This is a genomic window from Mycobacterium sp. IDUB_1 (assembly GCF_055419625.1).
In genome coordinates this window covers 229,032-250,153 of the sequence record NZ_JBVAYA010000001.1, presented here as the reverse complement: position 1 = coordinate 250,153, position 21,122 = coordinate 229,032, and the positions used below count along the sequence as shown (strand labels likewise).

The following is a 21,122-nucleotide window of genomic DNA, read 5'->3' as shown; positions in this document are numbered from 1 at the left end:
GTTCTCCTTCATATCGTGCGATCCGCCGGTGGATCGCCGCGGTCAGTATGGGTGGCGGGCCGGGCCGGGTGAGCAATATGACGAAAATGTGACACAGCCGGGAGCCAGCCGATACCCAGACTCGGCCCTCGTGGCCCCGATTTCCGGCAGTGGAAGAATCGACGCTCGTGCCGCCCCCCACCCTCTCCGATCCGTTCTTCAGCGTCGACGCGGAGTTGCCGGGGCGTCCGGGCCGGGCCGGCGTGATCCGTACTCCGCACGGCGAGATCCGCACTCCGGCGTTCATCGCCGTCGGCACCCAGGCCACCGTCAAGGCCGTGCTCCCAGAGGCCATGAAAAGTCTTGGTGCGCAGGCGATCCTGGCCAATGCGTACCACCTCTACCTGCAGCCCGGCGCGGACATCGTGGACGAGGCCGGCGGCTTGGGCGCCTTCATGAACTGGCCGGGTCCCACGTTCACCGACAGCGGCGGCTTCCAGGTGATGTCGCTGGGTGTGGGGTTCAAGAAAGTGCTGGCGATGGACACCACGCGGGTGCAGACCGACGACGTCATCGCCGAGGGTAAACAGCGGCTCGCCCACGTCGACGACGACGGCGTGACGTTCCGCTCGCATCTCAACGGCTCGACGCACCGCTTCACCCCGGAGGTGTCGATCGGTATCCAGCATCAGCTCGGCGCCGACATCATCTTCGCGTTCGACGAGCTGACCACGCTGGTGAACACCCGCGGCTACCAGGAGCAGTCGGTGCAGCGCACGCACCGCTGGGCGCAGCGGTGCCTGGCCGAGCATCGCCGGTTGACGGAGGTGCGCGCCCACAAACCGCCGCAGGCTCTGTTCGGTGTGGTCCAAGGCGCCCAGTACGAGGACCTGCGCCGGCAGGCCGCGCGCGGGCTGACCGAGATCGTCGACGACGACGGCGTCGGTTTCGCCGGGTACGGGATCGGCGGCGCGCTGGAGAAGCAGAATCTCGCCACCATCGTCGGCTGGGTCACCAGCGAGCTGCCCGATGACAAGCCGCGACATCTGCTCGGCATCAGTGAGCCCGACGACCTGTTCGCCGCGGTGGAGGCCGGCGCGGACACGTTCGACTGTGTCTCGCCCTCGCGGGTGGCACGCAACGCCGCGATCTACTCGGCGGACGGCCGCTACAACATCACCGGGTCGCGCTACCGGCGTGACTTCACGCCGCTGGACGCCGAGTGCGACTGCTACACCTGCGCGCACTACACGCGGGCCTACCTTCACCACCTGTTCAAGGCCAAGGAGATCCTCGCCTCCACGCTCGCGACGATCCACAACGAGCGCTTCGTGGTCCGGTTGGTCGACGACATCCGCGCGGCCATCATCGAGGGTCGGTTCGACGAGCTGCGCGAGCACGTTCTGGGTCGGTACTACGCGGCGCGCGCACAATAGGGCATGACTGCAGGGAGGACGGAAGAGACGCCTGACGTCCTGCTGCGCGAGCTCCTCGACCCGGCCCACCGTGCCGATCCGTATCCGCTCTACGCGGGCCTGCGCGCTCACGGCCCCCTGCTGCTACCCGACCACAATCTCGCGGTGTTCTCGTCGTACGCCGATTGTGACGAGGTGCTGCGTCACCCCGCGGCGTGCAGCGATCGGCTGAAGTCCACGGTGGCGCAGCGTGCGATAGCCGACGGCGCACCGGCGCGCCCCCTGGGACCGCCCGGCTTCCTGTTCCTCGATCCGCCCGACCACACCCGGCTGCGCCGATTGGTGAGCAAGGCCTTCGTCCCGAAGGTGGTGCGCGAGCTGGAACCCGCCATCACACGCATGGTGGACGATCTGCTCGACGAGGTGACGAGCCCGTTCGACGCGGTCGCCGGGCTGGCCCACCCGTTGCCGGTCGCGGTGATCTGCCGTCTGCTCGGGGTGCCGGTCGAGGACGAGCCCCAGTTCCGCGCCGCCTCCGCGCTGGCGGCTCAGTCTCTCGATCCGTTCCTGCCGATCACCGGGGCCGCCGGTGACGGCATCGAGGAACGTCTGGGGGCGGCTCGCTGGCTGCGGGAGTACCTGCGCGGCCTGATCGCCGACCGGCGGCGCGAACCGGGTGAGGACCTGATGTCGGCTCTGGTCGCGGTCGAAGAGTCCGGCGACGTGCTCACCGAGGACGAGATCGTCGCGACGTGCCATCTGCTGCTGGTCGCCGGGCATGAGACGACGGTGAACCTGATCGCCAACGCGACGCTGGCGCTGCTGTGCCACCCCGGCCAGTGGGCGGCGCTGGCCCGGGATCCGGGCCGAGCCGCCACGGTGATCGAGGAGACGCTGCGCTACGACCCGCCGGTGCAGCTCATCGGTCGGGTCGCGGGGGAGGAAATGGTCATCGGGGATGCAACCGGCGGGCAGGAGCGGAGCGACAGGGGAAATGTTCGAGTTCCCAAGGGCGACAACATGTTGCTCATGTTGGCCGCCGCGCACCGTGATCCGGCGGCGACGGAGCGCCCGGACGATTTCGATCCGGACCGCCCGCTGATCCGTCACCTCGGATTCGGCAAGGGCCCGCATTTCTGCATCGGGGCTCCGCTCGCGCGCCTCGAGGCCACCGTGGCGCTGACCGCGCTGACCAACCGCTTCCCCGATGCACGGCTGGCCGCCCAGCCGGTCTACAAACCGAACGTCACGCTGCGCGGCATGGAGGAGCTGTCGATCATATTGTGACGCAAGCTAACTCAGCGCCGCAATGACCTCACCGGCGGCGCGCTCGCCGGCTTCGACCGCCCCCTCCATGTAGGCGCTCCAGTGCGTCGCGGTGTCGGTGGAGGCCCAGTGGATGACGCCGATCGGCTCGGCGAGCGCGGGACCGTAGGTGGTCCACACGAGTGGACCGCAGTTGGCGTTGTAGCAGCCGCGCGTCCACTGTCGGCTGCCCCATTCGCCGTCGATGTAGAACTCGGGATGCGCTGCCCGGTCCCCGTAGTGACGGACCAGTTCCGCGGTGAGCGCTGCCCGCCGGTCCTCCTCGGACCAGTGCAGGTGCGTGCGTGCCTGCTCGCCCTCGAGGAACAGCAGGATCACCCCGCGGTCGTCGCCGGGGATGCAGGTGTCGTTCGACATCCGCGCGGGTCCGACGTCGGAGATCAGCTGGCCGTTCTGGCCGTCGGCACGCCAGAACGGCTCGTCGTAGACGAAAAACGCTTTCATGGCAGCCGAATTCGGCATGCGCTGGGTGAGCTGGTCGCGATAGCCCGACAGCGGCGGGTCGTAGGAGATGCGGCCGGCCAGCATCGGCGAGATCGCCACGATCACCCGGCGTGCTCGGGCGGTCCGGCCGCCGCGGCAGTGCACAGTGACACTGTCGGTGGTGTGCTCGACCAGCTGCACCGGCGCCTCGAGCACCAGGTGGCTTTCGACCAACGCGGCCAATCGATTCGGGATCTCGGCCGTACCGCCGACGAATCGGGTCGTCTGCGCCCCACCCTCGGATTCGGCGAACAGCTCGGCGGTGACACCGCACGTCTGGATCGTGAACAGCAGGTGCAGGAACGACACCTCGACCGTCGGCACCGCGAGGATTCCCACCGTGCAGATCTCGAGCAGCGTGCGTGCCACCGGGGAGAGTCCCTGACCGTCGTACCAGGCGCCCGCGGTGATCGCGTCCCACTCCGCGGCATGCGGCGCCGTCCACGGCGCCTCCGGGGGAACCTCGGCGGCCAGCTCGTCGAGCAGGCGCAGCACCTTTTCCAGCTCGGCGAGCTCACCGCCGAACCTGCGATGGAACTCGCTCTCGCGCAACACACCTGAGCCTGCCAGCTCGTAGGACGTCTCGCCCTCGTCGTACTGCTCGTAGGTCTGCACCCCGAGTTCGGCGGCCAGCGCGAACATCCGGTGGTGGGTGTCGCCGATCCACTGGGCGCCCAGTTCCACCGGCAAGCCGGGCGCCACCTCCTCGGTGAGGACGCGGCCACCCACGCGTTCGTCGGCCTCCAGGATCACCGGAGTCAGGCCCGCGGCGAGAACGGTGCGGGCCGCGATCAACCCGGAGATACCCGCGCCGACGATGGCGACGTCCGCCTCGAGTGCTGCCATGCCGACAGCTTCTCACGACGGCCTAGAGCGGGTTGAGAATTCGCTGCAGGAACTGCCGGGTGCGCTCGTGCTGCGGATCGCCGATCACCGAGGCCGGCGGACCCTGCTCGAGGATGACCCCGGAATCGGTGAACAGAACCTGATCGGAAACGGCACGGGCGAACTGGATCTCGTGAGTCACGATCACCAGAGTCCAGCCCTCGACGGCCAGATCGCGGATGACCGCCAGCACCTCACCGACCAGTTCGGGGTCCAACGCGGAGGTGGGTTCGTCGAACAGCACCACCTTGGGCTTGAGCGCCAGCGCCCGGGCGATCCCGACCCGCTGCTGCTGCCCGCCGGAGAGCTGAAACGGATACTGGTCTCGTTTGTCGGCCAGCCCCACCTGCTCGAGGAGCGTCACCGCCTCGGCCCGGGCCTCATCACGCGGACGCTTCTGCGCGACGATCGGCCCCTCGGTGACGTTGTCCAGCACCGTCTTGTGCGGAAACAGGTTGTGCGACTGGAACACGAAGCCGCTCTGCGACCGGTACTCCCGGAGCAGGCTCTTCGCGACGGGCGCACTGAAGTCGACCTCGACGTCGCCGACCCGGATCACGCCTGCGTCGGGCGCGTCGAGTGCGTTGAGTGCGCGCAGCAGCGTGGTCTTGCCCGACCCGGAGGGGCCGATGATCGTCGTCGCCGAGCCGCGGGGCACGGTGAACGACACGTCCTTGAGCACGTCCAGCGGGCCGAAGGACTTCCGCACGCCCGTGGCGACGATCCGGTCTTCGCTCATCTCGCCACGTACCTCTCCAGTCGATGCTCGATTCTGGCCTGGCCGAAGGACAGCACCAGACAGATCACCCAGTAGTAGACGGCGGCGGTGCCGTACAGCGCGAAGAACTCGAACGTCGGCGCGGCGATGATCTGGGCCTGCCGCAGGAGTTCGGTGACCAGGATGGTCGACGCCAGCGACGTGTCCTTCACGAGCGAGATCAGGGTGTTCGACAGCGGCGGTACCGCGACGCGCGCGGCCTGGGGCAGGACGATCCGGCGCAGGGTGCCGGTGTAGTCCAGCCCGATGGTCTGTGCCGCCTCCCACTGGCCCTTCGGAATGCTCTGGATCGCCGACCGGATGATCTCGGCCGCGTAACCACCGACGTTGAGCGAGAACGCGATCACCGCGGCGGGGAACGGATCGATCTTGATGCCGAACTGCGGGAGGGCGAAGAACACGATGAACAACTGCACCAGGAGCGGGGTTCCGCGGATCACCGAGATGTAGAACCGGGCCACGTTGCTGGCCACGACATTCGACGACAGGCGCGCCAGGGCCACGGCGAGCGCGATCACCAATCCCAGCGCGAAACTGATCACGGTCAGCGGGATCGTCATGGTCAACGCCGCTTTGGCCAGCGGCCACAGATTGTCGGCGATCAACGTCCATGTCGAACGCGGTGCGGGCGTCGCGGCGTCAGGTGCGCCCGAGGCGTTGGCGTTCAGGTACTTCTGCGAGATCTGGGCCAGCGTGCCATCGGCGCGCAGTTGGTCGAGTGCGCCGTTGAGTTCAGGCAGCATGCCGCTGTCCTTGCGCGCCGCGAACCCCTGCTCGCTCTTCTCGCCTGCGGGACCGGCGATCTTGACCGCCGTGTCCTTGGTCTCGGCGAGATAGGCGTACACGGAGATGCTGTCGTTGATGACGACGTCCACCCGGCCCTGGCTGAGCAGTGCCATCGCCTGGGTGAAGCCCTCGACCGTCTCGATGCGTGCGCCCGCCTTGCGGGCCAGATCCGCCCAGTTGCTGGTGGCGCTCGTGGCCGCGACCTTGCCCTTGATGTCGGCCAGTGTCTTGATCGAGGTGTTGTCGGCACGGGTGACGATCACTCCTTCACCCACCGAATACGGCTGAGAGAGATCGTATTTGGCGTCCCGCTCGGGGGTGATCGTGACCTCGTTGGCGACCACGTCGAACCGGTTGGCCTCCAACGCGGCGAACATCGAATCCCACGGCGTCTCGACGAACTCGACCGTCACGCCGATCTTGTCGGCGACCGCCCTCGCCACGTCGACGTCGTAGCCCACCAGTGCCCCGCTGGCGTCGTGGTAGGAGAACGGCGCGTAGACGCCCTCGGTGCCGACCCGCAGCACGCCCGAGGACTTGATCGGGGTATCGCTGTCGGTGGCCGGTCCGCCGCACGCGGCGAGCAGCAGCGCCACGAGGAGGAGGACCGCCGGTAACGCACGGCGCAGTCGGTGCATCGGGCGCACGCTAGCAACACCGCCCGTCGACCGAAAGGGTTCTGCTCACCCGGGCAGATATATCCACGGTGAGCGAGGCAGACGCGCCGGATCGAACTCGTCGAGCATGCCGGCCACCGTCGTCGACGTGAAACCGAGAGAATCGCCGATCAGAGACAGCGTCTGCGCGACCCCGATCTCGGCGAGGGTGACCGCGCCGTCGCGCTTGGCCAACCGGGCGCCGTCGGCGTTGAGGACGAGGGGGACGTGGGCGTAGACCGGTTCTTCGTGGCCGAGCAGCCGTGCGAGGTAGGCCTGTCGGGGCGAGGAGGACAGCAGGTCGTCTCCGCGGACCACCTGGTCGATCCCGGCTTCGGCATCGTCGACCACCACCGCGAGGTTGTAGGCGGGCACCCCGTCGCCGCGGCGGACGACGAAGTCGTCGACCAGGCCCGTGTAGTCGCCGTGCAGCACGTCGTGCACCGTCGCCGTGGTCGTGTCGGTGCGCAGCCGCAGCGCCGGGGGCCGTCCGGTGTCGGTGCGTCGCCGCGCCCGCTCGGCGTCGGTCAGGTCGCGGCACGTGCCCGGGTACGCCCCTTCAGGGGCGTGTGGAGCGCGCGGCGCCTGTGCGATATCCCTACGGCTGCAATAACACTCGTAGAGCAGGCCGCGGCGGTCCAGATCCTCGACGACCGCGTCGTAGCGTTGCGGGTGGTCGGTCTGCCTGGTGGCCGGACCGTCCCAGTCGATGCCGAGGGCGGCCAGGTCGGCGAGCTGACGCTCGGCGATGTCGGTGTGGGTGCGCTCGTCGAGGTCCTCGACCCGCATCAGGAACCGGCGGCCGGTAGAGCGGGCGAAGAGCCAGGCCAGCACCGCCGTGCGCAGGTTGCCCAGGTGCAGGTCGGCCGACGGGCTCGGGGCGAACCTGCCGGCGCCGGTCGAACGGGTCACCGGTTCACTGTGTCAGACGGCGCGCCGGTCCTGGCTCTGCAGTGCGACCGATGCCGCCGCCACCGCGGGTGCGACGCCGACGCCGCGCCCCTGCGCGGTGACCGCGAGGCGCGTGCGATCCCCGCGGAACAGGTCGCGGGAGAACTCGCACGGGGTGTCGTGCTGGTCGTAGGTGATCCGGGTGATGAGCAGCAGCGCGGAGTTCGCTTTGATGCCCAGCAGCGTGGCCTCTTCGGCGGTCGCGTTGACCGCCTCGATGCGCTCGTCGGCGCGGGCGGCGACCAGACCGTAGCGGCTTTCCAGGATCTCGTAGAGCGAGCCGCCGAGTTGCTGTTCGAGCAGACCGGGAAACGCGTCGGCGGGAAATTGCGCCAATTCCAGGGAGATCGGCGACCCATCGGCCAGACGCACGCGTTGGATCTCGATGACGAAGTCATCGGCGGCGAGGCCCAGCGCTTTCTGGGCGGCGGAATCGGGCGTGCAGATCTTCGTGGACAGGACCCTGGTGCCTGCCACGTAGCCCTGGCTGGCCAGGAACGCGGGGACGCCGACGACGTCGCCGAGGCTGCGCTGCACCTGGGCGTGGCTGATGAAGATCCCGCCGGCCCGCCCGATAACCCGGTCGATGAGGCCGGCCTCTTCGAGGGCGGCGAGGACCTGGCGCAGGCTGGACCGGCTGGTGCGGTACCGCTCGGCGAGCTCACGCTCGCTGCCGAGCTTGGTCCCGGGTACGCCCGCGTTGATGTCGGCCACGATGCGGCGCCGCAGATCCTCGGTATGCGTGGCCACCACCGTGCCCCTCCCGCCTGAATTTGGTCTGACCAAATCAGGATACGTGCTCTCTAGAGGTCGGCGAGCGCCTCTGCCGATTCGGGCAGTATCTGGCCACCGTCGACGACGAGTGTCTGGCCGGTGATGTAGACGGCCTCGTCGGTGGCGAAGAACAGTGCGGCGTTGCCGATGTCGGCGACCGTGCCGAGTGTGCCGGTCGGGATGGCGGCCTTCATCTGGTCCATGTACTGCTCGCCCATCTCGACGAGGCCCTCGGTCAGGATGTTGCCCGGCAGGACCGCGTTGACCGTGATCTTCTTGCGTGCCAACTCGATCGCGGCGGTGCGCAGGAACCCGAGCTGTGCGGCCTTGCTCGCGCCGTAGTGCGACCAGCCGGGAAAGCCGGTGATGGGCCCGGTGATCGACGAGGTCAGGATGATGCGGCCGTGGCCGCTGGCGGTCAGCGGCTCCAGCGCCGCTTGCACGATGTAGAAGGTGCCCTTGACGTTGGTGTCGAGCACCTGGTCGAGGTCCTCGGGCGTCATCTCGCTCAGCGACGCGGACGGGAAGATCCCGGCGTTGGCGCACACGATGTCGAGGCCGCCGTGGCGTTCGACGGCGGCAGCCACCGCCGCGCGACAATCCTCGGGGCTCGTCACGTCGGCCGTCACGCCGCTCACCGAACCAGGGAGATCGGCGAGATCGGTGACGGTGCGCTCGATGTCGGCCTGGGTGCGGGCGGTGAGCACGACGTTGACGCCGGCCCGGGCGAAGACCTCGACGATCCCGCGGCCGATGCCCTTGCTACCGCCGGTCACGATGGCCGTGCGGCCCTGCAGGGAGGTGAACATGGACAACCTTTCGAGTGTCAGGTCAGCGAGTGACCATCGGAGGACAGGTACTTCTCGGCGAGCGTGCAGCTGCCCGCGGCGTAGGTCACGGAAATCGCCTGTGATTCCCGGGAATGGCTGTGCGTGCCCATCCAGGCGAGCAGGAGCAGACGGCGCAGCAGGACGAACGAGGCGAGCATGTCCTCATCGGCGGCAGTCATCTCGCGGCGGGTGCGGTAGCCGCCGACCCAGGCGTCCTGCCAGTCCGGGACCGAGGGATGGTCCTCGAAGAACGACACCGCGGTGCCGAAGTCGTAGAAGTACCAGCCGAATCCGCAGTCATCGAAGTCGATCACCGTGATCGTTTCGCCGTCGACGAGCAGATTGGCCAGCCTCAGATCGGCATGCACCAATCCGAAGGTGTCAGTCGCCGTACCGTATTCGGTGAGGCGGCGGCCGAGGAGCTGCTCGGCTCGCGTCAGCACCTCGGCCTCGTGCGCGCCGACTCCGATCGCGTCGCGCCATTGACCCCAGCGAGGTGAAGCACCCAGGCTGTGTTCCCAGTCCCAGGCGAAGCGGCTGAACGCCGCCGGACGCTGCCAGCTGCGAGCATGGTCGTGCAATGCGGCGGTGATGCGACCCAGGGTGTGGAAATCGGTTCTGGTGAGCGCGTTCTCGTCGGGTTCGGCGCCGGCCACCATCTCGAAGTGCACGACGTGCCGCTGCGCGCCGTCGTGCTCGACGGTGACCACCCGGCGCCCGTCCCGGGCCGGTACCACCATCGGCACCGTGACGTCGCTGTCGCGGCGCAGCGCGTCCAGCCACATCAGCTCCGACTCGATCTGATCGGCGCGGTGGTAGTTCTTGCGGTGCACCCGCAGGATCGACCGATGCCCGCAGCCCGGCTCCTCGACAGCGAAGGTGGCGTTTTCCGAGAGGTTCAGCAGCCGCAACGCCGAACCCTGCGGCAGGTCGAAATCCTCGAGTGCCTTCTGCGCGACGACCTCATCGTCTCCGAGGTCATCACCGGATCCGCTCAATGGTCCCGCCCCTCGATCCCCTGAAGCACGGTCGTGATCGCTTCGCGGGCAGTGACCACATCGGCCGTGCTGCCGCTGATGTAGAGGCGGCCCGCAGCTCCGATCATCTGCACGTCCACCAGAGTCAGTCCGGGCGCGGCGCGCTCGGCTTCGTTGGCGGCCACCGCGGCGAACAGCGCGGGCGTCACCTCGTAGACGAGCAACGACTGCCCCGGGAGCACCATCGAGGCCTGACGGTTGCGGTTGAGGATCACCGCGTGCTGATCGGTGATGTCGTCGATCACGTCGTGGTAGAGCACCCGCGGGCGCAGCTGATCAGACGCCGAGCTCTTGGTGCCGCTCAGGATCGCCTCGCCGGCACGGCGCACGTCGGCGAGATCGCTCGAGTGGATCTCGAGGACACCGAACTGGCGCTCCACGTAGAGGATTCCGGGCTGGATACCGGGCACCTCGCGCAACGCCAGATCGATGACCCGTTCGATCGCCAGCGCAGGTGACACCTCGACGATGAGCGCGTGCTCACCGGCATACGGCGGATATCCCCTGGCGCGGGTCGGTGTCCCGAGATAGGCGGCGAACTGCTGCTGCAGGTCTTCCACAAGCAGGTAGACGCGGATGTCGGTCCGGGTCGGTGCGTCGGTGGCGGCCATCGGGTGAGGTTACTGCGAGGCGACGGAGAAGTGCGCGCCGAGCTCGTTGTGCGGGCGCGGGATCACGTGCACGCTGATGAGCTCGCCCACCTGGGAAGCGGCTTCGGCACCGGCCTCGGTCGCGGCCTTGACCGCACCCACCTCGCCGGTGACGATCACGGCCACGAGGCCGTCGCCGACCTGTTGACGATCGGTGATGGTCACGTTGGCGGCCTTGACCATCGCGTCCGCCGCGGCGAGCGCCGCGACGAAGCCCTTGGTCTCGATCATGCCGATCGCGTTGCTGGCCATGGTTTCTCCTTTTGTGTGGGTGTTGTGACGGGTGTACGGGTTGTGACGGGGTGGCTATTCGTCGGCTATTCGTTGGCGTCGATGGAGCCGATGATGAGTGCGTCGACGGGCGGCGGCGTGCCGGTGAACCAGCTCGCCGCGACGGAACCCTGGGTGATGAGGACGTGTTCGCCGACGCCACTGCCCAGCACGTCGAATGCGATCATTCGCGACCCGGAGCCGTCGACCTCGACTTCGAGAAAGGCGCCGGCGGGCAGACCGTCGATGCGTCGGGTCGACCAGACCTGACCGGTGACCGTGCCACGGATCATGTTCGCTCCTTGTGGATCGTCACGCCCAGCGCACGGGCGCGTTCGCGGGCCAGCGGGGTGAGTACGGCGCGGGGGCCGAGGACGAGGGAAGATCCGGACGCGGCGATGTCGGCGATCTGCCGCTCGGTGACCGCGCCCCGGTCGACGCGTCTGCTGCCGCCGGCGCCGCCACGTTGCGTGCCTGCCAGCCGGAAAGACAGTCGGCCGTGCTTGAGGTCGGCTCGGGTCTTGGGATTTTCGAACAGCCGCAACAGATTCCGTACGAACGCGTCGAGGTCCCGGTCGGTCGCGATCCGCACGGTGTCGGTTCGCGACCGCTCGTCGGCAGCCAGCGGTCCGGTGGCCACGGGACCGCTCTGTGCGGGCGCGGGCGCGGGTGCCGGTGCTGGGGGTTGCGGGGCCGGCCGCGTCGCCGGCGCGCTCGTGAGGTCGCCGATCGACTCTCTGATCACCTCGCGCACCATCTGGCGCAGCGCGTCGCGGTCGATGCTCACCGCACGCTCCGGGCCAGGGCCTCTTCGGCCGCCGCGGCGGCCTGACGGATGTCGGACTCACTGCCGGACAGGTAGACCCGTCCCGTGGCACCGATCATGCGGAAATCGATGACCTTGATGTCGGCGGCCTTCTCGGCCTCGTTGGTGGCAAGGATCGCGTACGACGCGGGCGCGATCTCGAGCACGTAGAGGGTCTCCCCGGCCAGCACCATGGACCCGATCTTGTTGCGGTTGATCAGGAATGCGTGCTGGGAGTCGATGCTCGAGATGATGCGCGACGCCAGGATCTGCGGTGGCTTGACGTCAGCCGCTGCATCGCCGTCCCGATTGAGCTCGGCCAGTGCGGCGTCGGCCGCGGACTGCACCGCATCAGTGTCACCGTGGAACTCCAGGTACCCGAACTGACGCTCGACGACGAGCACACCGGCCTGCACCTCTGCGTGCTTGAGGGCGACGTCGGTGATGCCCTCGATGTCCAGACCCGGTGCCACTTCGATGATCTGAGCCGCCACGCCGGCGCGCGGCAGGGCGCCCTTGATCCAGGTGCCCAGATACGACATCGTCTGCGGCTGGAGCCGATCGATGAAGATGAACGAACGCAGTTCAGCCACGGGTCACCTCTTGATCAGTTGGGCGAGTTCTTCGGCCACCATCGCGCGCAGCTCGGCGCGCAGCGCCTCGATGCCCGGGTCGGCGGCGCGGCGGGACGGGGTCGGGTGGCTCGGCGCGGGAGCGGGTGCAGCGCCGGACGCGTCGTTGGACGCACGCGGATAGGCGGGCACCGGCTCAGCGGGGGAGCGCCACGGCGAGAGACCCGCGAAGCTGGGCATCGCCACGCCGGCGTCGGCGTTGTAGGCGATCCGCGTCCAGTTCATCAGGTTCTCGGGTTGCAGATTCTCACCGATGGAGCTGCGCCCGACGAATCCGGTGCCGATGGTCATCGACGGCGCGAGGTTGGTCTCCAAACCGGAGCTACCGGTGCTGTTCCCGACGTTGACCGACACCCGCAGCACAGGCACCGATGCGGCGAACTCGGTGATGACAGCGGCGCTTTCGCTGTGGATGGCGGCCGAGTGTCCGGCACCGGCGATGCGCACCACCGCGCGTGCGGCGCGGATACCGCGCTGGGCGTCGGCGACCGTGGTCATGCCCAGTACAGGGCTGAGCTTCTCGTGGGTGAGCACCTCCTCACCGATGAGGTCGGTGAACGGGGCGATCAGCACCTTCGTCTTGGGGGTGACGCGCAGCCCGATGCGCTCGGCGATCCATGCCGCATCGCGGCCGACCACCTCGGTGTTCAAGGTGCCCTCTCCGAACATGTACTCCCGCAGGCGTTGGGTGGCGTCAGCATCCAGAACGTGGGCCCCGTGGCGGGTGAGTGCCGAGGTGAGCTTGCCGGCGATCGACTCCTCGGCGATCAACACGGATTCGTTGGTGCACAGCACCGAGTTGTCGAACGCCTTGCTTTCGACGATGCGCCGAGCGGCGGCGTCGATGTCGGCCGTGGCGTCGACGAACACCGGAACGTTGCCCGGGCCGACGCCCAGCGCAGGATTGCCCGAGGAGTAGGCCGCCCGCACGACGCCTGTGCCGCCGGTGGCGACGATGACATCGGTGCGCTCGTCGATCATCATCGCCTCGATCAGCGGCAGCGTCGGCTCGTCGATCACCTCGACGATCCCGTCGGGGGCACCGGCGGCGACGGCGGCCTCAGCCAGGAGCCGGGCCGCGTCGGCCGAGCATTGCCGAGCCCGCGGATGCGGCGCGACCACCACCGCGTTGCGCGTCATCAGAGCCAGGATCACCTTGAAGTACACCGTCGCAACGGGATTGGTGGTCGGGCACAACGCCAGCACGACGCCGGCCGGGCGGGGGATCTCCACGATCTTGCGGGCGGTGTCGATACGCGGGGTCACGTAGTCCTGATCGCGATAGAACTCGACGATTCCGCGTGAGCAGGCGCGGTTCTTGACGATCTTGTGCTCGACGACGCCCATCTTGGTCTCGGCGACCGCGGCGGCGGCAAAGCGTTCTGCGTTGCGGTGCCCGGCGTCGGCGACCGCGTCGACGATGCGTGCCACCGACGCCTGGTCGTACTCGGCGTAGGCGGCCGCGGCGAAGCGCGCCCGTTCCAGAAGTTGACCCGCCTGCGCTACCGATATCACGGCTTCCTCCGTCCGGTCGCGGCCAGCTTCGCGCGCCCGACGGCGACCTCGACGCGGTCGAGCACGTCCTCACACAGGTCACGGTTGAGCAGCAGGCCCGGTTTGAATTGCAGGACACGGGGATCGAGGGTGGAGAAGATCGCCCACACGCCGCCCCGGTACAGCTCGCGCATGACGAACTTCGCACCCTCCGGGTGGTCGAACTCCAGGCCGATCACCACACCGTTCTGCCGGATGCCGACGAACCACTCCGGATGGTCGGCCTGGATGCGGGCCAGACCGCGCGCAAAGATGTCGGCGATGTAATGCACCGATGAGCGGACTTCGGGACGGCTCGTGATCTCGAGAGTCTTGAGAGCGGCCACGCAGCCCAGTTCGGCGCCGCCGAAGGTGGAGATGTGGCCGAAGCCGTCCTGATCGAGCCATTGCGCGGCACGATCGCTCAGCAGTGCGGCGGTGATCGGATACATGCCGCCCGAGAGGCCCTTGCCCGTCACCATGATGTCGGGTTCGATGCCGTGCTTGGTGATCGCCCACATCTCACCGGTGCGCATCAGCCCGGTCTGCACCTCGTCGGCGATGTAGAGCGCGTCGTAGCGCACGCACAGGTCCTTGACCGCTTCCAGATATCCGATGGGGGGCAACGGGAATCCGTATGTGGCGGGGATGGTCTCCATGATCACCGCGGCGACGTCGCGGCCGCGCAGCGCCTGCTCCATCGCGTCGGTGTCGCCGAAGGGCACCTGGACGAATTCGTCGGGCCGGTCGGCGAGGAAGAGTTTGGCGAATCTGTCGTCGCCGGTGGCGACCGCCAGTCCGGTGTGGCCGTGGTAGGCCTTGACGATCGAGACGATCTTGCGGCGCTGCATGGCGTGGCGTGCGCTCTTGAGCGCGATGTCGATGGCCTCTCCGCCGCCGGAACCGAACGCGACCTTGGTCAGCGACGCCGGTGCCGACTCGATCAGCTTCTGCGCCAAAGCCGTTCGCGCGACGGAGGGGAAGTGGTGGTTGCCGACGTCGAAGTACTGCATGCCTTCGGAAAGCGCTGCGACCAGTTCGGGATTGCGGTGGCCGAGGTTGTAGGTGCCGCCGTTGAGATGCATGTCGATCAGGCGGCGACCGCTCATGTCCCACAGGAAGTAGTCCTGCCTGCGGTCGATCACGAGGTCGACACCGGAATCGGTCCAGAACTGGGTCTTGTCCGGGTTCCAGTACTCCTTGGCGCGTTCGAGCACCTGTGCCTTGGATTCGAACGAGAACGTGCCGTAGTCGTACACGAAACTCCCTGTCGTCAGGTCGCGAGGGTTGACCAAAAGTTAAACGGTAGGACCATTTATGTCAACAGGGACCGTTTGGGGTTGCGCGGTTCATTTGGTAGTGCCAATATGACTGCGAATATGCCCTGTGGTCTAGGCCACACAGACTGCCCATGATGGGTCTCTCCTTCGCCTGGAAGGTGTTCGTCTTATGACAGAAGATGTCGTTCCCCGCCAAACATCGAACGATTCGGTGCAGCGGCTCAAGCGCAACGCCGTGGGCACCTTCGGGGTGATCTTCATGGCAGTGGCGACAGCGGCCCCGATCACCGCGATGGTCGGCAACGTGCCGATCGCCGTCGGTTTCGGCAACGGCGCCCACGCCCCGGCCGGCTATCTCGTCGCGACGATCGTGCTGGGCCTCTTCGCGATCGGATACGCGACGATGGCCAAGCACATCACCTCCACGGGTGCGTTCTACGGCTACATCTCCCACGGCCTCGGCCGTGTCATCGGGATGGCGAGCGGCCTGATCATCACGATGGCCTACGTCGTGTTCGAGGGCTCGCTGATCGGCATCTTCGCGTTCTTCTTCCAGAACCTGTTCGAGAGTCAGTTCGGTATCGGGGTCCACTGGTTGATCCCGGCGCTCCTGATGCTCGCGCTCAACTGCATCCTCACCTACTTCGACGTCAACCTCACCGCCAAGGTGCTGGGCGTCTTCCTGATCACCGAGATCGTGATGCTCTCGCTCGGTGCCATCGCCGTCGCGGTCAAGGGTGGCGGCCCGGATGGTTTCGCCGTCGGTCAGATCCTCAACCCGGTCGGTGCTTTCCAGCCTGCCGCCATTGCCGGCGCCAGCGCCGGTCTCGGCCTGTTCTTCGCGTTCTGGTCGTGGGTGGGCTTCGAATCCACCGCGATGTACGGAGAGGAGTCCAAGGACCCGAAGAAGATCATCCCGCGCGCCACGATGATCGCGGTGCTCGGCGTCGGCATCTTCTACATCTTCGTGTCCTGGATGGCGATCGCCGGCACCGGCCCGCAGAAGTCCATCGAGCTGGCTCAGTCGGCCGATACCTCGTCGGAGATCTTCTTCGGTCCCGTCCGCAGCACCTACGGCGAGTGGGCCATCACTCTGTTCAACATCCTGCTGGTGACCGGATCGTTCGCGTGCGGCATGGCATTCCACAACTGCGCCTCGCGTTACCTCTACGCGATGGGCCGCGAGGGCCTGCATGCCGGCCTGCAGAAGACGCTCGGCGCCACGCACCCGCACCACGGCTCGCCGCACATCGCCTCGTTCGTGCAGACGGGGATCACGCTGGTGATCATCCTGGCCTTCTTCTTCGCCGGTATGGACCCCTACGTGCACATGTACACGCTGCTGGCGATCCTGGGCACCATGGCGATCCTGATCGTGCAGGCGCTGTGCGCATTCTCCGTCGTCTCGTACTTCCACTTCCACAAGAACCATCCGTCCAGTGCGCACTGGTTCAAGACGTTCCTGGCGCCTCTGCTCGGCGGTATCGGGATGCTCTACGTGGTGTACCTGCTGTGGGAACACAAAGATGCAGCCGCAGGCGCCGCGTCGGGCACACTGCTGTTCCAGCTGACACCATGGATCGTGGTCGGCCTGTTCGTGCTCGGTGCGGCGATGGCGCTGTACTTCAAATTCGCGGACAAGGACCGGTACGAACTGATCGGTCGGATCGTGTACGAGGACAACGAAGTTCGCGACTAGATTCGCGCAGAGGAGACCGGCGAGGAGGCTTCGGTGGCAGACGAGTTGGGCCGGTTCCGGGTACTGAACGCAAAGCCCGTCAATCTCGACGGGTTCAGCGTCCCGGACGCCCGGCTCGGTCTGGCCGCGATGAGCAGCCCCCATGACCCCTCCCCGTCCCTGACCATTCGGGACGGGGAGGTCGCCGAGCTCGATGGCAAAGGCGCCAGCGAGTTCGACGTGATCGACGAGTTCATCGCCCGCTACGGCATCGACCTTTCGGTCGCGCACGAGGCGATGGCGCTCGACGATGTGACGCTGGCCCGGATGGCGGTGGACATCAACGTCCCCCGCGCCGAGGTGGTGCGGCTGATCGGCGGCACCACCCCGGCCAAGCTCGCGCGCGTCATCGCGCTGATGTCCCCGGTCGAGATGCAGATGGCCATGGCCAAGATGCGCGCCCGTCGGACTCCGAGCAATCAGGCGCACGTGACCAACCAGCTCGACGACCCGCTGTTGATCGCCGCCGACGCCGCCAGCGCCGTCGCCTACGGTTTTCGGGAAGTCGAGACCACGGTCCCGGTGCTCGGCGATGCGCCCTCGAATGCGGTTGCGCTGCTGATCGGTTCGCAGGTCGGCACGCCGGGGGCGATGGCGCAGTGCTCGATCGAAGAGGCGTTGGAACTGCGGCTGGGCCTGCGCGGGCTGACCAGCTACGCCGAGACCATCTCGATCTACGGCACCGAGCAGGTCTTCGTCGACGGTGACGACACCCCGTTCAGCAAGGCGATCCTCACGTCGGCGTACGCATCGCGCGGCTTGAAGATGCGCGTCACCAGCGGCGGCGGCGCCGAGGTCCTGATGGGCGCGGCAGAGCAGTGCTCGATCCTCTACCTGGAATCGCGCTGCGTATCCCTCGCTCGAGCGCTCGGTTCCCAGGGTGTGCAGAACGGCGGCATCGACGGTGTCGGTGTGGTCGCGTCCGTGCCCGAGGGCATGAAGGAACTGCTCGCCGAGAACCTGATGGTGATGATGCGGGACCTGGAGTCGTGCGCGGGCAACGACAACCTGATCTCCGAGTCGGACATCCGCCGCAGCGCGCACACGCTGCCGGTGCTGCTCGCCGGCGCCGATTTCATCTTCTCGGGGTTCGGGTCGATTCCGCGCTACGACAATGCTTTTGCGCTGTCGAACTTCAACTCCGACGACATGGACGACTTCCTGGTGCTCCAGCGTGACTGGGGCGCCGACGGCGGGTTGCGCACCGTCGCACCCGAGCGTCTCGAGGCGGTGCGCCGTCGGGCGGCCAAGGCCGTGCAGGCGGTCTACCGGGACCTCGGCCTGGCCGACTACGACGACGCGCGCGTCGACCAGGTGGTGGCGGCCAACGGGTCCCGCGACCTGCCCCCCGGGCACCCCAAGATGGTGGCCGAGGCCGCGGCGTCGATCGAGGCCAGGCAGCTCACGGTTTTCGACGTCATCGCCTCGCTGCATCGCACCGGCTTCACCGACGAGGCCGAGGCCATCACCACCCTGACCCGAGAGCGCCTCAAGGGTGACCAACTGCAGACCTCGGCGATCTTCGACGAGCAGTTCTGTGTGCTGTCCAAGCTGACCGATCCGAACGACTACACCGGCCCGGCAACGGGTTACGCGCTCACCGAGGCGCGACGCGCCGAGATCGACGCGATCCGGCAGGCCCGCACCAGCGCAGAGCTGACCGCCGACCAGGAAGAGCACCGCGGCCACGTCACCGTCGTCGACGTCGAACCCGCCCGCCAGGGCAGCGATCCGCGCGAGGTGTGTATCGGCCTGTCCCCGGCCTGGGGCCACAGTGTGTGGTTGAGCCTGTGCGGGTTGACGATCGGTGAGGTGCTTCGGCAGCTGTCGGCGGGGCTGGAAGAGGAAGGCTGTGTGGCGCGCACCGTGCAGATTCGCTCCACCATCGACGTCGGCCTGATCGGCCTGACCGCGGCCCGGCTCTCCGGTTCCGGAATCGGAATCGGCCTGCAGGGCAAGGGAACAGCGCTGATCCACCGCCGCGACCTTGCGCCGCTGGCGAACCTGGAACTGTTCAGCGTGGCGCCACTGCTGACCGCCAAGATGTACCGGGAACTGGGCCGCAACGCCGCCCGGCACGCGAAAGGCATGGCGCCCGTGCCGATCTTCACCGGCGGCACCGACGAATCCATCTCCGCGCGCTATCACGCCCGGGCGGTGGCGTTGGTGGCGCTGGAACGTGAGGCATGCGAGCCGGGGGTAGCCCCCGTCACGGTGAAGGTGGACCGGCCATGAGCGACATCACCGTCGAGAACGCTGTCGGTGGCAAGCTGGGTCTGGGCGATCTGCGGATGGACCCTGCGGCGTTGGCTCACCAGGCCGCCGTGGCCGAACGGGGCGGCAACCCACAGCTCGCCGAGAACTTCCTGCGGGCAGCGGAATTGGCGACGATCGATGACGAGGACGTGATGGCGCTCTACGAGGCGCTGCGTCCGCACCGCTCGACGGCCGACGAGCTTGACCAACTGTGCGCGTCCCTGATCGAGCGGGGAGCGCCGCGGTGCGCCGCGCTCGTCGAACAGGCCGCCGCCGCCTACGCTCGCCGCGGCCTGCTGCGTTGACCCGCACGGTCGCCGGGATCGACATCGGCAACCACACCACCGAGATCGTGCTGGCACGGGTGGACAGCGGCGCCGAGGGTCGTGTCACCACACTCGCGCACGGCCAGGCTCCCACCCGCGGTCGCAAGGGCAGCCACGATTCGCTGCAGGGCGCCGCCGCCCTGCTGCACAAACTCGAGGTGGACGCCGGCGTCAGCGCCGACGAACTGCTGCTCTCCGCGCTGCGCCCGGTCGACACCGCGACCGCGCCGATCCCGCCGGCCTACTCACCGGCCGCACCGGTGCGCAGCCTGCGCCGCCCGGACGCCAGCACCCCTGCCGGCGCGGGACATGCGGTGGGGCACCATGTTCGGCTGACCGACCTGGGTTCCGAACCGGTGCCACGACCGGTGATCGTGTCAGTCGACGCGGTCACCGATTTCGAGGTGGCCGCGCGGGAGATCGGCGCGGGGGTGGCTCGCGGCTGGCGCATCGTCGGGGTGGTGGCCGCACAGGACGACGCCGTGCTCATCCGCAACCGAATCCCGGTCGCCGTGCCGGTCGTCGACGAGTGCGAGCTCGACGGACTGGCACCCGGTGCGCTGATCGCGGTCGAGGTGGTCGAACAGGGACGTGCCTACCGGGCGATGGCCGACCCGATCGCGCTTTCGGCGGCGTTGGGATTGGACGTGGAGTGTCTGCCCGATGTCGCCGAGTTCTGTCGGGAGCTGGCCGATGCGGCGGCGATCGCCGTCACCGCGCGCACCGAACCACCGACCCCGCCCGCCGAAGACGATGACTACGTGGAGATCCGTGTCGACGGGGGAGTGGTGCGGTACACGCCCGCGGAGGCGCATGCGGTGCTGCGTCGCTCGGTGCCTGGCTCGGTGAAAAAGGTTCGGCTGCAGTCTGTTCCGTCAACCGCACGCGGGCTGGCCGTACACGATGCGTTCTTCACCGACCTGGCGACGATCGACAACGGGGCGTGGCTGCGGCGCGGCGTCGTCGACGCCCACGGGACCGTCGTCGCGTTGCTGGCTGCCGAGGAAGCGGCCGACGCCGCCGCTCACCTGAGCGAGCTGACCGGCCGTCCTGCCCAGACGTTGGCCTCGGAGCCCGAGGCTGCGGCGTGGGGGGCACGCACCACGCCGGGCTTCCCGCCGGAGGCGATGGTGTGCGATATCGGGGGCGGCACAGTCGATCTCATCGGCGCCGGCTCGACCGTGGTGGCCGCGGGTGCGGGAGAGTCGATCACCGTGGCGATCGCTGCGGTGCTCGGTATCCCGCAGGCACTCGCCGAATCGGTCAAACGCACCCCCGCGGTGCGAGTCGAAGGTCCGCACGTCGCACACGAGGAGGACGGCAGGCGAGTGTTCCTCGACGCCCCCGCATCCTCGGACGCGATCGGTCGGTTGTGCACGAGGGGCAGTGCGGGCCTGGTGCCGTTCTCGAATCGCCTGGCCGCCGAGGAATGGCGCAGCCTGAGGCTCGCGGTCAAGCAGGAGACCGTCGCGGCCAACATCGCGCGGTGCCTGACCGCGTTCGACGAGCCGCCGCGCGCGCTGGTGCTGGCCGGGGGCGGTGCGCTCGACGACGAGTTGATGCGCACGGTCGCCGAGGCGCTGCGACCCGACCGGGTCGTGGTGGGCCGAGCACACATCGACGGTGTGCACGGTCCGCGCTTCGCCGTCGCCCGCGGCCTGGTCGCCCTCTACGCCGACCAGACGCGAACTCGCGCGAATCGCCGCTGAAACTCGCGAGTTTGCGTCTGCTC

20 protein-coding genes are annotated in these 21,122 nt (G+C 68.1%); 6 read left to right on the top strand and 14 right to left on the bottom strand.

Annotated elements, in window-relative coordinates; translation table 11 throughout:
- Positions 1 to 167: 167 nt before the first annotated feature.
- Positions 168 to 1,415, top strand: coding sequence for a tRNA guanosine(34) transglycosylase Tgt (tgt, locus tag ACZYYX_RS01240; RefSeq protein WP_463812584.1), 1,248 nt, complete (start codon positions 168 to 170; stop codon positions 1,413 to 1,415).
- Positions 1,416 to 1,418: 3 nt separating this feature from the next.
- Positions 1,419 to 2,681 carry a cytochrome P450 gene (locus ACZYYX_RS01235; RefSeq protein ID WP_463812583.1) on the top strand — a complete coding sequence of 421 codons (1,263 nt, stop codon included), beginning with the start codon at positions 1,419 to 1,421 and terminating at the stop codon, positions 2,679 to 2,681.
- Positions 2,682 to 2,687: 6 nt separating this feature from the next.
- On the opposite strand, the gene ACZYYX_RS01230 is transcribed toward ACZYYX_RS01235, so the two are convergent.
- The 14 genes from ACZYYX_RS01230 to ACZYYX_RS01165 all read right to left on the bottom strand — a co-directional run bounded on the left by ACZYYX_RS01230 (position 2,688) and on the right by ACZYYX_RS01165 (position 15,049).
- Complete coding sequence (locus ACZYYX_RS01230) at positions 2,688 to 4,049, bottom strand: flavin monoamine oxidase family protein (protein WP_463812582.1); 1,362 nt, start codon at positions 4,047 to 4,049, stop codon at positions 2,688 to 2,690.
- A 22-nt stretch (positions 4,050 to 4,071) separates the two neighbouring features.
- Positions 4,072 to 4,827 carry an amino acid ABC transporter ATP-binding protein gene (locus ACZYYX_RS01225; protein WP_463812581.1) on the bottom strand — a complete coding sequence of 252 codons (756 nt, stop codon included), beginning with the start codon at positions 4,825 to 4,827 and terminating at the stop codon, positions 4,072 to 4,074.
- Complete coding sequence (locus tag ACZYYX_RS01220) at positions 4,824 to 6,290, bottom strand: ABC transporter permease subunit (RefSeq protein ID WP_463812580.1); 1,467 nt, start codon at positions 6,288 to 6,290, stop codon at positions 4,824 to 4,826. The genes ACZYYX_RS01225 and ACZYYX_RS01220 overlap by 4 nt, the downstream gene beginning before the upstream one ends.
- A gap of 45 nt (positions 6,291 to 6,335) precedes the next feature.
- Positions 6,336 to 7,220, bottom strand: coding sequence for a tRNA glutamyl-Q(34) synthetase GluQRS (gene gluQRS / locus ACZYYX_RS01215; protein ID WP_463812579.1), 885 nt, complete (start codon positions 7,218 to 7,220; stop codon positions 6,336 to 6,338).
- A 12-nt stretch (positions 7,221 to 7,232) separates the two neighbouring features.
- Positions 7,233 to 8,009 carry a GntR family transcriptional regulator gene (locus tag ACZYYX_RS01210; RefSeq protein WP_463814753.1) on the bottom strand — a complete coding sequence of 259 codons (777 nt, stop codon included), beginning with the start codon at positions 8,007 to 8,009 and terminating at the stop codon, positions 7,233 to 7,235.
- Between the two features lie 53 nt (positions 8,010 to 8,062).
- Positions 8,063 to 8,842: a 3-oxoacyl-ACP reductase FabG gene (fabG, locus tag ACZYYX_RS01205; protein ID WP_463812578.1), complete on the bottom strand. Its 780-nt coding sequence runs from the start codon at positions 8,840 to 8,842 to the stop codon at positions 8,063 to 8,065.
- A gap of 17 nt (positions 8,843 to 8,859) precedes the next feature.
- Positions 8,860 to 9,861, bottom strand: coding sequence for a phosphotransferase enzyme family protein (locus ACZYYX_RS01200; RefSeq protein ID WP_463812577.1), 1,002 nt, complete (start codon positions 9,859 to 9,861; stop codon positions 8,860 to 8,862).
- A complete protein-coding gene (locus tag ACZYYX_RS01195) occupies positions 9,858 to 10,511 on the bottom strand; it encodes a microcompartment protein (RefSeq protein ID WP_463812576.1) in 654 nt (217 codons plus the stop codon). Before ACZYYX_RS01195 ends, ACZYYX_RS01200 begins: the two co-directional genes overlap by 4 nt.
- A gap of 9 nt (positions 10,512 to 10,520) precedes the next feature.
- Positions 10,521 to 10,802: a BMC domain-containing protein gene (locus ACZYYX_RS01190; protein WP_463812575.1), complete on the bottom strand. Its 282-nt coding sequence runs from the start codon at positions 10,800 to 10,802 to the stop codon at positions 10,521 to 10,523.
- 65 nt (positions 10,803 to 10,867) lie between these two features.
- Positions 10,868 to 11,113, bottom strand: coding sequence for a EutN/CcmL family microcompartment protein (locus ACZYYX_RS01185; RefSeq protein ID WP_335333126.1), 246 nt, complete (start codon positions 11,111 to 11,113; stop codon positions 10,868 to 10,870).
- Entirely contained in the window at positions 11,110 to 11,607 is a 498-nt protein-coding gene (locus ACZYYX_RS01180) for a hypothetical protein (protein ID WP_463812574.1), read from the bottom strand. The genes ACZYYX_RS01185 and ACZYYX_RS01180 overlap by 4 nt, the downstream gene beginning before the upstream one ends.
- Positions 11,604 to 12,218 carry a BMC domain-containing protein gene (locus ACZYYX_RS01175; protein ID WP_463812573.1) on the bottom strand — a complete coding sequence of 205 codons (615 nt, stop codon included), beginning with the start codon at positions 12,216 to 12,218 and terminating at the stop codon, positions 11,604 to 11,606. Before ACZYYX_RS01175 ends, ACZYYX_RS01180 begins: the two co-directional genes overlap by 4 nt.
- Before the next feature lie 3 nt (positions 12,219 to 12,221).
- Complete coding sequence (locus ACZYYX_RS01170; RefSeq protein ID WP_463812572.1) at positions 12,222 to 13,772, bottom strand: aldehyde dehydrogenase family protein; 1,551 nt, start codon at positions 13,770 to 13,772, stop codon at positions 12,222 to 12,224.
- Entirely contained in the window at positions 13,769 to 15,049 is a 1,281-nt protein-coding gene (locus ACZYYX_RS01165) for a class-III pyridoxal-phosphate-dependent aminotransferase (RefSeq protein WP_463814752.1), read from the bottom strand. Before ACZYYX_RS01165 ends, ACZYYX_RS01170 begins: the two co-directional genes overlap by 4 nt.
- A gap of 190 nt (positions 15,050 to 15,239) precedes the next feature.
- Between ACZYYX_RS01165 and ACZYYX_RS01160 the strand changes: the two genes are divergently transcribed.
- Genes ACZYYX_RS01160 through ACZYYX_RS01145 form a run of 4 tightly spaced genes read left to right on the top strand, consistent with a single transcriptional unit; the run spans position 15,240 to position 21,099 of the window.
- The gene (locus tag ACZYYX_RS01160; protein ID WP_463812571.1) at positions 15,240 to 16,769 is read left to right on the top strand and encodes an APC family permease; all 1,530 of its coding nucleotides are present in this window, start codon (positions 15,240 to 15,242) and stop codon (positions 16,767 to 16,769) included.
- A gap of 33 nt (positions 16,770 to 16,802) precedes the next feature.
- Positions 16,803 to 19,043 carry a propanediol/glycerol family dehydratase large subunit gene (locus tag ACZYYX_RS01155; RefSeq protein WP_463812570.1) on the top strand — a complete coding sequence of 747 codons (2,241 nt, stop codon included), beginning with the start codon at positions 16,803 to 16,805 and terminating at the stop codon, positions 19,041 to 19,043.
- Positions 19,040 to 19,369: a diol dehydratase small subunit gene (locus ACZYYX_RS01150; protein ID WP_463812569.1), complete on the top strand. Its 330-nt coding sequence runs from the start codon at positions 19,040 to 19,042 to the stop codon at positions 19,367 to 19,369. The genes ACZYYX_RS01155 and ACZYYX_RS01150 overlap by 4 nt, the downstream gene beginning before the upstream one ends.
- A complete protein-coding gene (locus tag ACZYYX_RS01145; protein WP_463812568.1) occupies positions 19,366 to 21,099 on the top strand; it encodes a diol dehydratase reactivase ATPase-like domain-containing protein in 1,734 nt (577 codons plus the stop codon). Before ACZYYX_RS01150 ends, ACZYYX_RS01145 begins: the two co-directional genes overlap by 4 nt.
- Positions 21,100 to 21,122 lie beyond the last annotated feature (23 nt).

Excerpts from the sequence above, each read along its gene's own strand:
- ACZYYX_RS01235 (WP_463812583.1), top strand. The coding sequence starts at position 1,419 with ATGACTGCAGGGAGGACGGAAGAGACGCCTGACGTCCTGCTGCGCGAG.
- ACZYYX_RS01230 (WP_463812582.1), bottom strand. The coding sequence starts at position 4,049 with ATGGCAGCACTCGAGGCGGACGTCGCCATCGTCGGCGCGGGTATCTCC.
- ACZYYX_RS01225 (WP_463812581.1), bottom strand. The coding sequence starts at position 4,827 with ATGAGCGAAGACCGGATCGTCGCCACGGGCGTGCGGAAGTCCTTCGGC.
- ACZYYX_RS01220 (WP_463812580.1), bottom strand. The coding sequence starts at position 6,290 with ATGCACCGACTGCGCCGTGCGTTACCGGCGGTCCTCCTCCTCGTGGCG.
- fabG (WP_463812578.1), bottom strand. The coding sequence starts at position 8,842 with ATGTTCACCTCCCTGCAGGGCCGCACGGCCATCGTGACCGGCGGTAGC.
- ACZYYX_RS01195 (WP_463812576.1), bottom strand. The coding sequence starts at position 10,511 with ATGGCCGCCACCGACGCACCGACCCGGACCGACATCCGCGTCTACCTG.
- ACZYYX_RS01190 (WP_463812575.1), bottom strand. The coding sequence starts at position 10,802 with ATGGCCAGCAACGCGATCGGCATGATCGAGACCAAGGGCTTCGTCGCG.
- ACZYYX_RS01185 (WP_335333126.1), bottom strand. The coding sequence starts at position 11,113 with ATGATCCGTGGCACGGTCACCGGTCAGGTCTGGTCGACCCGACGCATC.
- ACZYYX_RS01160 (WP_463812571.1), top strand. The coding sequence starts at position 15,240 with ATGACAGAAGATGTCGTTCCCCGCCAAACATCGAACGATTCGGTGCAG.
- ACZYYX_RS01150 (WP_463812569.1), top strand. The coding sequence starts at position 19,040 with ATGAGCGACATCACCGTCGAGAACGCTGTCGGTGGCAAGCTGGGTCTG.